The sequence below is a fragment of the Fusobacterium perfoetens genome (assembly GCF_021531595.1).
Lineage (GTDB): Bacteria > Fusobacteriota > Fusobacteriia > Fusobacteriales > Fusobacteriaceae > Fusobacterium_B.
The window spans coordinates 1-13,308 of record NZ_JADYUD010000004.1 but is presented as its reverse complement, the minus strand read 5'-3'; the positions used below and the strand labels follow the sequence as shown (position 1 = coordinate 13,308).

13 protein-coding genes are annotated in these 13,308 nt (G+C 31.1%); all 13 read right to left on the bottom strand.

Annotated features, from left to right (window positions below; genetic code table 11):
- Positions 1-39: 39 nt before the first annotated feature.
- Positions 40-1,137, bottom strand: coding sequence for a pyridoxal-phosphate-dependent aminotransferase family protein (locus I6E17_RS03025; protein ID WP_235235483.1), 1,098 nt, complete (start codon positions 1,135-1,137; stop codon positions 40-42).
- 283 nt (positions 1,138-1,420) lie between these two features.
- The gene (gene efp / locus I6E17_RS03020; RefSeq protein ID WP_235235481.1) at positions 1,421-1,984 is read right to left on the bottom strand and encodes an elongation factor P; all 564 of its coding nucleotides are present in this window, start codon (positions 1,982-1,984) and stop codon (positions 1,421-1,423) included.
- Positions 1,985-1,995: 11 nt separating this feature from the next.
- Complete coding sequence (gene earP, locus I6E17_RS03015) at positions 1,996-3,162, bottom strand: elongation factor P maturation arginine rhamnosyltransferase EarP (protein ID WP_235235479.1); 1,167 nt, start codon at positions 3,160-3,162, stop codon at positions 1,996-1,998.
- Complete coding sequence (locus tag I6E17_RS03010) at positions 3,149-4,117, bottom strand: NADH:flavin oxidoreductase (RefSeq protein WP_268825921.1); 969 nt, start codon at positions 4,115-4,117, stop codon at positions 3,149-3,151. The genes earP and I6E17_RS03010 overlap by 14 nt, the downstream gene beginning before the upstream one ends.
- A gap of 210 nt (positions 4,118-4,327) precedes the next feature.
- On the bottom strand, positions 4,328-4,648 hold the full coding sequence (locus I6E17_RS03005; protein ID WP_176828761.1) for a hypothetical protein: 321 nt from the start codon (positions 4,646-4,648) through the stop codon (positions 4,328-4,330).
- A gap of 28 nt (positions 4,649-4,676) precedes the next feature.
- Positions 4,677-6,050, bottom strand: coding sequence for a 23S rRNA (uracil(1939)-C(5))-methyltransferase RlmD (gene rlmD, locus I6E17_RS03000; RefSeq protein ID WP_235235477.1), 1,374 nt, complete (start codon positions 6,048-6,050; stop codon positions 4,677-4,679).
- Between the two features lie 54 nt (positions 6,051-6,104).
- Positions 6,105-6,377, bottom strand: coding sequence for a hypothetical protein (locus I6E17_RS02995; RefSeq protein WP_176828763.1), 273 nt, complete (start codon positions 6,375-6,377; stop codon positions 6,105-6,107).
- 32 nt (positions 6,378-6,409) lie between these two features.
- Positions 6,410-7,357, bottom strand: a complete 948-nt coding sequence (gene rsmH / locus I6E17_RS02990; RefSeq protein WP_176828764.1) for a 16S rRNA (cytosine(1402)-N(4))-methyltransferase RsmH — start codon at positions 7,355-7,357, stop codon at positions 6,410-6,412.
- 77 nt (positions 7,358-7,434) lie between these two features.
- Entirely contained in the window at positions 7,435-7,692 is a 258-nt protein-coding gene (locus I6E17_RS02985) for a YggT family protein (protein ID WP_176828765.1), read from the bottom strand.
- A gap of 30 nt (positions 7,693-7,722) precedes the next feature.
- Positions 7,723-8,286 (bottom strand): CDP-diacylglycerol--glycerol-3-phosphate 3-phosphatidyltransferase, encoded by a 564-nt coding sequence (gene pgsA / locus I6E17_RS02980; protein WP_235235475.1) that lies wholly within the window; start codon positions 8,284-8,286, stop codon positions 7,723-7,725.
- 22 nt (positions 8,287-8,308) lie between these two features.
- Positions 8,309-9,643, bottom strand: a complete 1,335-nt coding sequence (gene rimO, locus I6E17_RS02975; protein ID WP_176828767.1) for a 30S ribosomal protein S12 methylthiotransferase RimO — start codon at positions 9,641-9,643, stop codon at positions 8,309-8,311.
- A gap of 24 nt (positions 9,644-9,667) precedes the next feature.
- On the bottom strand, positions 9,668-11,779 hold the full coding sequence (gene pnp / locus I6E17_RS02970; RefSeq protein WP_176828768.1) for a polyribonucleotide nucleotidyltransferase: 2,112 nt from the start codon (positions 11,777-11,779) through the stop codon (positions 9,668-9,670).
- Between the two features lie 290 nt (positions 11,780-12,069).
- On the bottom strand, positions 12,070-12,978 hold the full coding sequence (locus I6E17_RS02965; protein WP_235235473.1) for an Abi family protein: 909 nt from the start codon (positions 12,976-12,978) through the stop codon (positions 12,070-12,072).
- Positions 12,979-13,308: the final 330 nt, after the last annotated feature.

Here is a 13,308-nt window from a genome sequence, read left to right as displayed (position 1 = left end):
TTGGAGGTCTGTCTACATAATTTAATATATCTTAAAACTTTATTTTCCTAACATATCTTTTATTGCTTCAAGAGTTCTTTCTATATACTCTGTCTTTGCACTTTCTCCCATATGACCTATTCTTAAAACTTTATCTGCATAAGGGCCATAAGATCCACCTATAAATATTTTATACTCATCTTTAAGTCTTTTTATAAATTCATTTACTGTAAATCCTTCTGGAACATAAAAAGCTGTTACTGTTGAAGAGAAATCATCTTCAAGATAAAGTTTAAGTCCCAATTCTTTAAGTCCGTCTCTGCACATTTTTGCTGTCTTATGATGTCTTTCAACAATATTTTCTATTCCCTCTTCAAGCATATTGTCAACTGCCATATCAAATCCCATTAAATCACTTGAAGGCATTGTGTATGGGAAAAGTCTTTTTTCAACACAATCTTCCCAATAAGAAAGATTGCAGTAGAAAGAAGCTATAGGAGTTTTTCTGCCCTTTATTGCCTTCCATGCATCACTGCTTACTGAAAGCATTGTAATTCCAGGAGGTGCTGAAAAACATTTCTGTGATCCCCCAAGAGCAATATCTGCCCCATACTCAAGAGCATTGAACTCTTCTCCTCCTATTGCAGCAACTGTATCCACTACTGTAAGAATTCCTTTTGATTTTAAAAGTCTGCATATCTCTTTTACATCATTTAAAACCCCTGTAGGAGTATCACAATGTACAACTGTTGCAAATTTAAAATTGCTGTCTTTTTCTAAAAACTCTTTCACTTTTTCTATATCAATTTTTCTTTTTGTATCAAAGCTAAGTGTTACAGGAACTCCTCCGTATGGTCTGACCATATCAGCAAATCCTGCTCCAAAAAGTCCGTTCTCTATTACAAGAACTCTGTCTCCTGGTTCTGTAAGAGAAGCACAGGCACTGTCAAGTCCTACCATTCCTTCCCCACTCATAAGTATCATACTTTCTTTTTTACACCCAAATATCTTTGCTGTCTTTTCTGCAAGTTTATCATAAAATATAAAGAAGTCCTCGTCCAAATCAGGATTCCCAAAAAATTCTGAACGCTTTTTCATAACATTTTCTCTTACAATGCTTGGTCCTGGTGTCATCATTAAATAATCTGGTTTATACATAAGTCCCTCCCAATAAATTTCATGTTCCTGTTACATTATAAGTATACCATTTTATGAATATTTTAAAAGCTTTTTAAAGAAAATTGTACTAGTACGATTTAACAAAATAAAATTTTTATTTATTGAACTATGTATCTTTTGCACTTAATTAATAAAAGTTTACTATAGATTGTCCCTTTTAAATTTTTAGATTTTTATAAGTTATAACTGATAAATTTTTTATAAATTTTCTTTTCAGAGTACAAAAAAAGAGCTGTTAGACAGCTCTTTCAAATTTTAATTATTATTTTTTGATTCTTTCTACATATTCGTTAGTTCTTGTATCTATTTTGATCCATTCACCTTGTTCAACGAATATAGGTACTTGAATTTCAAATCCAGTGTTTAATCTAGCTGGTTTTAATACTTTTCCAGAAGTATCTCCTCTTAATCCTGGTTCAGTATATTCAATTTGTCTTTCAACGAAAGTAGGAATTTCTACTGCAACTGGAGTAGTTTCATAGTAAACAACTTCAACTTCCATTTCTTCTTCTAAGTAGTTTAAAGCGTCTCCTAAGTCTTCTCCTGATAATTCTACTTGATCCCAAGTTTCTGGGTTAGAGAATACATAAGATGTTCCATCGTGGTAAGAATAAACTGCTTTAACTTTTTCAAGTCTGATGTCGTCCATTTTTTCGTCAGCTTTAACAACTGTATCCACAATGTTTCCAGCTATTAAGTTTTTCATTTTTAATTTTACAACAGCAGCGTTTCTTCCAGATTTATTATACTCTGCTCTTAGTACAACAAATGGATCGTTTCCTATTTTAATTGTACTTCCTTGTCTTAATTCTTGAGCTATTTTCATTTTGTCCCCCTTTAATATTCTTGTATATATTTATATAATTTTTTTACCAGATTACATTTCTCTAATAAAAATTTACTGTACTTTTCACAGATAATACTGATTTCATGAAAATTTTCAAAGAATACTTTAAAATCTTCTTTTCCTTTTTCCAATGAATTTTTCTCCCTGTCATTATAGTCCTCTAAAAGAGTGCAGTAATTATCCAGTATCTCTGTTTCTTTTTCTGTAAGCCCTTCCACACTTTCTCTGAATCTTTCTGTAAAGGCTTTTATCTTATCCATATGAGCTTTTTCTTCCTGAAGATATATATGCCACATAAAAGGCTTTTCAAGAAGTATTCCTCTTACAAAAGAATCTTCTCCCCTTATAAAATTAAAGTCTGCTGCTGAAATCACTTCTTCATATTCTTCCTGAGACAGAAAATCTGCATACATCATAGTTATTTTACCATATTTTATTATTTTTCCAAAATTTTCTCTTAATTTTTTTTGTAAAATTTCAGAAAAACTTTTTTGAGTCTTTTCTCCCATTAAAATAAGGAATGTTTCTCTCTTATAATCCTTAAGAACTTCTAATAAGTTATCAAAGTTTTTTTCATAAGAAAAGACTGTTCCAATAAGCTTATCTTTAATATCCACATTAGGAAAATATTTTTTTAAGACTTCTTCTCTGTTATTTTTTCCATATTCCTTTCTTTCAAGAAAGCCTGAGTCAATTATAACTCCTCCACTTTTTTCACTGAATCCGGGCATATAGAATATTTTTTTTAAGGTTTTTGAGTCTATAAGAGATTCACAAAGATGAAAATCTTCTATCCATTTTTCTCCTGAAAGATATTCAAGATTTATCCAAAGTTTTGAATTTTCTTTAGCCCTTTTTATATATTCTTCAGGAACATTACAGCCAAAAGCTTCTATAAACACATCAGCTGTTCCAAAAGTTTCTGCATTTTCCTTTACATATTTTTCAGTAACACAGATTAAACCATCTATTTCCTGAAAATCTGCATCTTTAACTTTCTTGTTAATTGCTTTAAATTCTTCAAGCCTGTTCAAAACCATTCTTATTCTAACATTTTGAAAGATTTTTTTCAACTCTTTTGATATTCTGTAAACTACCCCTATATCTCCGAAATTATCTATTATCTCACAAAATATGTCTATACTATTTACTTTCATTGTTTTTTCCTACTCTTTTTAAATAACTTTCTCTTGCTTTTACCATCCAGTGAGGCTGAAATATCATAGCTCTCCCCACTGCCACACAGTCAAGAAGATTGTTTTCTACAAGATAACTTGCTTCTTGCTCTGTCTTTATTTTTCTAACACCTATAACAGGTATGTTTACATGTTTTTTTATAACTGTACCCATGTATATTACCCAGTCAAGAGGAAAATCTTCTGGGAAATTATCTATTTTTATTTCCTGCTTATATTTTGGATCAGGTGCTCCTGTTGAAACATGAAGAATATCAACACCAAGTTTTTCAAGATACTGGGCTGTCTTTATTCCATCTTCAAGAGAAGGCTCATTTCCTCCCATTCTGTACCCAAGAATAAAATTATCATCAAAAAGATGTTTTGTTCTTTCTATAAGGGCTTTATTGAAATACATTCTTCTTTCAAAATCTCCCCCATATTTGTCATCTCTTGTATTCCACATTCTTGAGTTCAGCTGAGATAAAAGATATGTATGTGCCCCATGAATTTCTATTCCATCAAAGCCAGCTTTTTTAGCTCTTTCAAAGGCTTTTACAAATTTTTCAAGAATATCATCTAAAACTTCTTCTGACACTTCTTTTATCTTTTCTTTAAAACCTGCATGATGTATCTGTATAAGCATAGGAACATCATATTTTTTTCCTATTTCAGATACTTTTTTAAGCCCCTCTATAAATTTATCGTCCCAAAGACCAAGCTGATTTTCTCTTAATTTTCCATCTTCTGCAACACAAGTTGCTTCAACTATTATAAGCCCTACACGGTCTTCAGCTATCCTTTCATACCACTCTATAAGCCTTTCTGTAACAAAACCATCTTTGTCTATAAGAGAAAACCTTACAAGAGGGGGAAGAACTATTCTGTTTTTAAGTTCTATATTTCTAATTTTAAGAGGTGTTAATATATTTGCCATGATTATTCCTTTTTAATTTTCTGTTTTTAAAACCTGCATTAAAAAATAATTTGTAATTTATGCAGTGAGTTGAACGCTGAAAAATGGCACTGTCTGAACGAAGTGAGTTTGCCATTTTTAGTGAAACGAACAAAATAAATAAAATTATTTTTTTAGCAGGGCAGCTTTCTTTTGGTTCGTTTTCTTTGTCTGCACAAAGAAAATGAACATCTATTTATATTTATTGTATCTTCTCTCATCTAAATATCTTTTTATTTCATTGATACAAATTCTTATTCCTTCAAATCCCTTTCTTATAATAACCATTACCGCCCACACTGCAAGAGCAATTACTATAATTCCTGTAAGCACAGGAAAACTAGCAAACATTGCTGAGAAAAGAAACAGAGGAAGAACTATTCCAATAAAACAAAATAAAAGTATCACAAGCCAACCGGCAGTAATTGCAAAAGCCCCTATAAGAGCTGCTAAAAGCTGAAGTGCACCAAACATAAAACATGCTACAAACATTATTCCAAGTATAAGTTCCATTTTTTAATCACCGCCTCTATAATATTTATTATTTATTAAGTCTAAACTTACCTACAACTTCTATGTGGCTTGTTCTTGGGAACATATCTACAGGCTGAATTTTTTCAAGTCTGTATCCTTGTTCTGTAAGAATTTTACTGTCTCTTGCAAAAGTTGAAGGGTTACATGAGATATACACAATTTCTTCTATTCCGTGTCCTGCAAGTTTTACAAGACTATCTCCCTCAATTCCTTTTCTTGGAGGATCAAATATAACTGCATCCACTCTTTTTCCTTTTTCAATAAGGTTAAGAAGTTCTTTATTTACATCTCCTGTTATAAATTCAATATTTTCAATATTGTTTTCTTTAGCTGTTCTCATTCCATCTTTTACAGCTTCTTTAACTATTTCAATAGAATAAACTTTCTCTGCATTTTTAGAAAGAATCATTCCTATTGTTCCAGTACCTGAAAAGGCATCAACAATATATTTATCCTGAATATTATCAAAGAAACTGATTCCTATATCATAAAGTTTTTTAGTTTGATTTACATTTATCTGGAAGAAAGAATTAGGAGAAATATTAAAATTAATTCCGTTTATGCTCTCCTTAATATATTTGTCTCCAAAAAGATGAATATTTTCTTTTCCAAGGGCAACATTTGTTATGTCGCTGTTTAAAGAAACATAAACTGATTTTATTTCTTCTGTATTTTCATAAATTCCTTTTAAAAATTCCTCAACATCTTTAGGAACTTTTTTTGAATTTATTACAAGTGCAAGCATAGCTTCATTCTTAGAATTTGTTCTCACCATTATATGACGAAGAAGTCCCTTATGTTCTTTTTCTCTGTAAACTGATATTTTGCTTTTATTAAGCATTTTCTTTACAATATTTATTATTTTATTTGCAAGTTCTGAGCTTAAGATATTTTCTTTTACTTCAAAAACTTCATGGGATTTTCTTTTAAACATTCCTGTTATTATCTTTTTATTTTTATCAAGGGCAAAAGGCTCAATTACTTTATTTCTGTAATTTCTTGTATCCTTTTCTTCAGCTCCTATTATATCTGAAACAGGAACATCTTTTATTCCCCCAATTTTTTCCATAACATCTTTTACAAGCTCTGTTTTATATTTAAGCTGAGATTCATAGTTAAGCATACCAAAGTCACACCCATGAAAATCTTCAAAGCTTATTTTTGAAGTATCCTCTATTCTTTCAGGTCCTGCTTTTATAAGTTTTGTTATAAGCCCTCTTGCATAAGTTTTCTTTTTTGAAATAATCTCTATTTCAACACGGTCTCCAGGAACTGTCATAGGAACAAAAACAGCAAAGTCATCTATAAATCCAAGCCCCTCTCCTCCGTACACTATTTTTTCAATATCTATTATAACCTTATCTCCAGTTGATACTGACATTAATCCTCCTAATTAAACGAGTACTTTTTAAATTCACAGTTATAAAAAGAGATTTTATTTCTGAATGTTTTCTTTTTTTATTTTGAAATAATTTACTTCTTTTGAAACTTCCATATTTCTTTTTTCTTTCATTTCAAGCTCCAGCCTTTTAAGGTCAACAGCTTTATCATATTCTGTCTGCTTCTCGTTTAAATCTTTTTTTAAATTTTCAAGATTTTTCTTTTCTGCAATAACAGCTTTTTCAAGTTTTGAAACCTTTACAAGATAATTATTGTGAGTAAGCCATATACCTATCGTTATTAAACATACATATAATGCCAGTTTCATAATTCCCCCTTTATTATCCCAAAGATTTCAGACTAAATTTTTTCAACCACTCTTAATTTTGCAGAATGGGCTCTGTTATTGTATTTAAGTTCATCATCTCCTGCACACACAGGTTTTCTTGTAACCACTTTTACCTGAGGTTTTTTCCCACACATACATACAGGAAGTTCAGGTGGACATGTGCAGCCTTTTTCAAGCTCTTTAAATTTATTTTTTACTATTCTGTCTTCTAGGGAATGGAAAGTTATTATTGCAAGCCTTCCCCCTTTTTTAAGTGATTTAACAGCTTTTTCTATTGCTCTTTCAAGAACTTCAAGTTCTCTGTTCACTTCTATTCTTATTGCCTGAAATGTTTTCTTTGCAGGGTGTTTCTGGCTTCTTGCAGGATAAGCTCTTCTTATTATTGATACCAGTTCCCCTGTTGTTTCAATATTTTTTTCTTTTCTCGCTTCACATATAAATCTTGCAATTTTTCTTGCAAATCTCTCTTCCCCATATTCAAATATTATTTTTGAAAGTTGTTCTTCACTGTAATTATTTACAACTTCATAAGCTGAAACAGGGTTGTTTTTATCCATTCTCATATCAAGCTTTGTATCAAAACGATATGAAAATCCTCTTTCCTCATCGTCAAGCTGAGTTGATGAAACTCCTATATCCATAAGAATTCCATCTATTTTATCATAACCTGCACAGTAAAGAACTGTATCAAGGTTTTCAAAGTTATCTTTGTAAACTTTCCATCTAGTTTTAAAAGGTTCAAGTCTTTTTGAAGCAAAATCAATAGCCTGCTGATCCTGATCTATTGAAATAACTTTTGCCTTTTCAGAAGTTGATTTTAAAATCCCCTCTGTATGACCTCCCCCTCCAAGAGTACAGTCAAGATATACCCCGTCTTTATCTGTTATAAGGTGTTCCATTGTTTCATAAAAAAGAACGGGAATATGATATTCACTGAATGTATTTTTAATATCTTCCATTAAATCCTCCGATTTAAAATACCCTGCATGAAAAATATCAGTAAAATACTTTTTTCAGCAGGGCAGTTTTTATTATCCTAGAAAATTATATAAAACAATAATCTTCTTATTAAATTTATTGCAAAGTATGCAAGTATAGGCGATATGTCTATTCTGCTGTAACCAACTGGAAATATCATTCTAAATGGTTTAAGTATTGGTTCAGAAACAGCATAAACCACATCTGTAAAATCATTGTGTGTATACGGAGCCAGCCATGACAGAAGAACTCTTATAAATATGATTATGTTAATTATGTTTACAGTATAATTTATTGCAGCTGCAATTAAGTGCATAGTTCTTTCATTACTCCTTTTCTTATTAAATTAATCCATATCCAGAAAATAATGTTTAGTATTTTCTACATACTCCCAACCTGACCAGATTGTAAGTATTACTGGTATAAGCATAAGATAGAAATTATAATGTCTTGGAAGGAAAGTATAAACTTCATTTGCCTTGTCTCCAAGAACTATCATAAGCATAATAGCTATCATTTGTGATGTTGTTTTATATTTTCCAAGTTTGCTTGCAGGAATAACTTCTCCCTTTGCAGCAACAACCATTCTTATACCACTTATTAAAAATTCTCTGAATATTATAACAATAGACATCCACGAAGGAATATATCTTAAATATACCATTACAACAAGAGCAGATATTACAAGTATCTTATCTGCCAAAGGGTCCATTATTTTCCCGAAATCTGTAATAAGATTATGTTTTCTTGCAAGATACCCATCAAAGAAGTCTGTTATAGAGGCTACTGCAAATATAGCAAGTGCAATAAGTCTGTACAGCATTCCTCCTTCTGGAGAATTCTCTAAAACATAAATAAAAGGTACTGCTAGTATCAGTCTTGTTAGAGTCAGCTTATTTGGTAAATTCATAATCTCATCTCTCTCCCATGTTTTATTCTTCCTCTATTATAGGCCCTATAAAGTCATATTGGAAGTTTTGCTCAATTTTAACTTTTACAATATCTCCAGCTTTTGCTGTTCCATCATTTGTAAGAACTTTTCCGTCTATTTCAAGAGCCTGACCTCTTGTTCTTCCTTCAAGCATATATTCACTTTCAGAAGAAACTCCATCAATCATAACTTCAACTTCCTGACCGATAAACTGCTCATTTTTTCTTTCAGCTATATCAGCTTGAAGATTTGTAAGTTCAGCCCATCTTTTTTCTTTTATTTCTTCAGGAACTTGATTTGGAAGACTATAAGCAACAGTATCTTCTTCTCTTGAATACTTAAATACTCCCACATAGTCAAACTTAAATTCTTCTATAAAATCTTTAAGTTCTTCAAACTGCTCTTCTGTTTCTCCAGGGAAACCTACAATAACAGTTGTTCTTATAACTGCGTCAGGAATTGCACCTCTTATTCTTCCAAGAATGCTTCTTATATAATCTCCTGATTTTGCTCTTGCCATTTTCTGAAGTATTTCATCTGATATATGCTGAATAGGCACATCAAAATACTTACAGATTTTAGGCTCATTTTTCATTACTTCTATAAGTTCATCAGTTATAGAGTTTGGATACATATAGTATGTTCTTATCCATTCTATTCCTTCAACTTTTACAAGTTCTTTTAAAAGTTTTGCCAGAGCTTTTTCCTTATAATTATCCAGTCCATATTCTGTTGATTCCTGTGCAAGAAGATTTAATTCTTTTACACCTGATTTTGCAAGATTTCTTGCTTCTTCAACAATATCTTCTATGCTTCTGCTTCTTAAATCCCCTCTAAGAGATGGAATTATGCAGTAAGTGCATCTTTTATCGCACCCTTCAGATATTTTAAGGTAAGCTGTATGAGGATAAGTTGTTAAAACTCTTTCTGTATGAGAGTTTGGAAGGAAGTCTTGACTTCCTACCACAACAGGCTTCTTGTCATCAAGAATGCTGTCAACAATCTCTCCTATTTTATCAATATCCCCTGTTCCCATAACTGCATCTATTTCAGGAATTTCTTTTATAAGTTCATCTCTGTATCTTTCAGAAAGACAACCAGCCACGATTATCTTTTTTAAGCTGCCATTTTGTTTATACTGAGCAGCTTCTAAAATTGCTTCTATAGATTCTTCTTTGGCATCTCCTATAAAAGCACAAGTGTTTACTACTATAATATCAGCTATGCTTAAATCTTCAACTAGCTCAAACCCTCTTTTATTTATTAAAAATCCAAGAATGTTTTCACTGTCAACAAGATTTTTGCTGCATCCAAGGCTTATTAAACCTATTTTCATTTATTAACCTCTCTTAATTTACAATTAACCTTCTATAATTCTTTTCTTGCTTAGGCTTATTTTTCCACCTTCAGTAGAAATTACCTTAACATCAAAGACATCTCCTTCTTTAAGAACATCTTCAACATTTGCAACTCTTTCTTTAGAAATTTCAGAAACATGAAGAAGTCCTTCTTTTCCAGGAAGTATTTCCATAAATGCTCCGAATTTAGCAATTTTTACAACTCTTCCACTGTAAATTTCTCCAACTTCAACATCTTTAGTGTGAGCTTCTATCATTTTTACAGTTTTTTGAAGCTGCTCAAGATCATTACAGAATACAGAAACTTTTCCATCATCTGTAATATCAACAGTTGCTCCTGTTTCCTCTATGATTTTCTTAATATTTTTACCAGCTGGCCCTATAAGAGCTGCTATTTTATCTGTATTTATTTGCATTTGAACTATTCTTGGAGCATTTGGAGCAAGTTCTTTTCTTGGCTCAGGAATTGCTGCATTCATAACTTCAAGAATTTCAAGTCTTGCTTTATGTGCTTGGTTAAGAGCTATTCTCATTATTTCTTCAGTGATACCTGTAATTTTAATATCCATTTGAAGAGCTGTGATTCCTGATTTTGTTCCTGCAACTTTAAAGTCCATATCTCCTAAGTGGTCTTCAAGTCCCATGATATCTGTAAGAACTGTAAATTCTTCTCCCTCTTTAACAAGTCCCATTGCTATTCCTGCAACATGTTCTTTAATAGGAACACCTGCGTCCATAAGAGCAAGAGATCCTCCACAAATTGAAGCCTGAGAAGATGATCCATTTGATTCTGTAATATCAGAAACAACTCTTATTGTATATGGGAATACTTCTTCAGATGGAATTACATATGATAATGCTCTTTCAGCAAGAGATCCGTGTCCAAGTTCTCTTCTTCCAGGAGCTCCGTTTCTTCCAATTTCTCCTACAGAATATGCAGGGAAGTTGTAGTGAAGATAGAATTTTTTGTAATATTCTTCATCTAATGTATCTATTAACTGTTCATTTGCTTTTGATCCAAGTGTTGTTGTAACAAGAGCCTGAGTTTCCCCTCTTGTAAACATTGCAGAACCATGAGGCATAGGAAGAGTTCCTACTTCTGCATATAAAGGTCTTATTTCGTCAACTTTTCTTCCGTCAACTCTGTGTTTATGATAGATGATAACTTCTCTTACAAGTCTTTTCATCATTTCTTCATAATAAGCATCAAATTCTGTCATAACATCTTCTGGAAGTTCTTCTTCAGAAAGTTCAGCAAAGTTTTCTGCAACAAATTTTTCTCTTAATTCGTCGTGAAGTGCATCAACTGCATCTTGTCTTGCTTGTTTTCCAGTTGTTAAAACTGCTTGTTTAAGTCTTTCCTCTCCGTTAGTTTCTAAGAAATCTTTTACTAATGGATTTGGTTCTTCTTTAACAAACTCTATTTTTTCTTTTCCTATTAATTTTGTAAATTCTTCTTGGAATTCACATAATTTTTTAATGTTTTCATGTGCAAACATAATAGCTTGAAGCATTGTTTCTTCGTCCATTTCAGCTGCTCCAGCCTCAACCATGTTTACAGCTTCCTTAGTTCCTGCAACTTTTAAGTTAAGTTCACTAGTTTCTAACTCTTCAGGTGTAGGGTTTAAAATAAACTGACCATCTTTTCTTCCTACTACAACACCTGCAACTGGTCCAAGAAATGGAATATCAGAAATCATAATAGCTGCTGATGCTCCTATAATTCCTAAATAATCTGGTGTATTTTTCCCGTCATATGAAAAAATAGTGTTAACTATTTGAACTTCATAGTTAAATCCATCTGGGAACATTGGTCTTATTGGTCTGTCTGTAAGTCTTGAAATAAGTGTTGCATCTATTCCAGGTCTTGCTTCTCTTTTATTAAATCCTCCAGGGAATTTTCCTGCTGCATAGAATTTTTCAATGTAGTCAACTGTTAAAGGGAAAAAGTCTATTCCAGGCTTTCCTTCTTTACTACGGTTTACTGTACAAAGCATTACAGTATCTCCATACTGAATCATTACAGCTCCGTTTGACTGTCTTGCAAATTTACCAGTAGAAAGTGACAGTGTTCTTCCGCCAATTTCTAATTCTAATCTTGTTTCGTTAAACATTAACTTCCTCCTAATCTCATAAAAATATTTGTTCTAAAATATTACGGAGTTCGGTAAATAATAAGGGAAAAACCATAAAAACACTGCTTTATGACTTTTCGCTTACTACTTACTCAAAAAAACACAACCCCATAATATTCCTATATCTTATTAAGTATAACATAATGATAAATACTAGTCAATTTTTCTTTAATGTTTTCATTACCAAAAAAATACAAAAAATAAAAGAGATAATCTGATTGTAACAGCCTATCTCTTTATGCAATACATACTATGATTTTAATATTTGATTATAACCTATTTTTTAGTATTTCTTCCCAATTTTTAGGAAAACCTATACATCCAATATCTACATTTTCTTTAAATTCTTCAAAAACCTTTTTAATATCTGGTATCACTTTATCATTCCATTCTTCTTTATCTAACATTAAAAATTTCATAACTAACACATAATCAAATATTTTATTAGTAGTTATATTACATTCCTTTTTCTTAATAGGAGTAAATATTACTTTAGAATTATATAATCTTGTATCATGTGCTAACATATTTCTAAATCTTCTCATAGCTTCTATCCAGTTTTCCATCTGCATTTTACTGCAGTCATATTCTTTGGCTATCTTTTTTTGCACAGGAGTATTTAATAAAGAATAAAAATTTTCTAAATTTCCTAAAGTGAACACTTCTACTGCTACCCAAATTGGATAATATCCTTGATAGTGCTGTTTATGATGTTGAATAAAAGGCAAATCTTCATTATTTTCTATATTCTTATTAATATATTCTATAAATTTTGCATGTTTTAATTTATCTGGAAAATCTCTGTTAAATAAATAGGAAATATTCCCTTCTGGATAATTATGTGAAAAATGGTATGCTACAGAAGTTTTTAAACTTCTTTCTATCATCTCCATAGCATATATAAAAATGCTTCTCAATCTCATATCAAATTTAATTATTTTATAAATCTGATTAAAAGTTAAACCTTCATTATAGCAATCTGTCTCTGAATTTTTAAAATCATGAAGATAACCTGTAACATAGTAATAATTCATCTTTTTTAAAACTTCTTCTGCAAAATCTTCATCTTCTATGATTAAATTTCTCTTCTTAAGTTTATCTATCTGCTCTTTAAATGTAGTTGGCTGTTTTAACTGAGAACTAATAAATTTTATAAAAGTATCATCTACAACATGCATAAATTTTCTCCTTATAAAAAAAGCGACTCCCTCATGGGCCACATGACAAAGTCAGAGGTGTGAGAAAGTCTATATCATATTTATATGATAACTCATTATTTAACTTTTGTCAATAATATCACTGCCTTTATATCTTAGTTTTAAAGACTTAACAACTTTTTTCCATTTTTTGTCCACTGTGTTTTATAAATTTTTGAGCAAAGTACGATTTTTCTCTCTATATTATATAATTTACTTATCCTAAGAGGATAAAATCTTTTAAAAACACAGGAGGTAAAAAAATGGCTTTAACAGTAACAGAAACAAAAGAGGTTATCACAGGAGTTCTTG

What these genes read in the sequence shown, in the direction of transcription:
- I6E17_RS03025 (WP_235235483.1), bottom strand. Translation starts at nt 1,137, where the DNA reads ATGTATAAACCAGATTATTTAATGATGACACCAGGACCAAGCATTGTA.
- efp (WP_235235481.1), bottom strand. Translation starts at nt 1,984, where the DNA reads ATGAAAATAGCTCAAGAATTAAGACAAGGAAGTACAATTAAAATAGGA.
- earP (WP_235235479.1), bottom strand. Translation starts at nt 3,162, where the DNA reads ATGAAAGTAAATAGTATAGACATATTTTGTGAGATAATAGATAATTTC.
- I6E17_RS03010 (WP_268825921.1), bottom strand. Translation starts at nt 4,117, where the DNA reads ATGGCAAATATATTAACACCTCTTAAAATTAGAAATATAGAACTTAAA.
- I6E17_RS03005 (WP_176828761.1), bottom strand. Translation starts at nt 4,648, where the DNA reads ATGGAACTTATACTTGGAATAATGTTTGTAGCATGTTTTATGTTTGGT.
- rlmD (WP_235235477.1), bottom strand. Translation starts at nt 6,050, where the DNA reads ATGTCAGTATCAACTGGAGATAAGGTTATAATAGATATTGAAAAAATA.
- I6E17_RS02995 (WP_176828763.1), bottom strand. Translation starts at nt 6,377, where the DNA reads ATGAAACTGGCATTATATGTATGTTTAATAACGATAGGTATATGGCTT.
- rsmH (WP_176828764.1), bottom strand. Translation starts at nt 7,357, where the DNA reads ATGGAAGATATTAAAAATACATTCAGTGAATATCATATTCCCGTTCTT.
- I6E17_RS02985 (WP_176828765.1), bottom strand. Translation starts at nt 7,692, where the DNA reads ATGCACTTAATTGCAGCTGCAATAAATTATACTGTAAACATAATTAAC.
- pgsA (WP_235235475.1), bottom strand. Translation starts at nt 8,286, where the DNA reads ATGAATTTACCAAATAAGCTGACTCTAACAAGACTGATACTAGCAGTA.
- rimO (WP_176828767.1), bottom strand. Translation starts at nt 9,643, where the DNA reads ATGAAAATAGGTTTAATAAGCCTTGGATGCAGCAAAAATCTTGTTGAC.
- pnp (WP_176828768.1), bottom strand. Translation starts at nt 11,779, where the DNA reads ATGTTTAACGAAACAAGATTAGAATTAGAAATTGGCGGAAGAACACTG.
- I6E17_RS02965 (WP_235235473.1), bottom strand. Translation starts at nt 12,978, where the DNA reads ATGCATGTTGTAGATGATACTTTTATAAAATTTATTAGTTCTCAGTTA.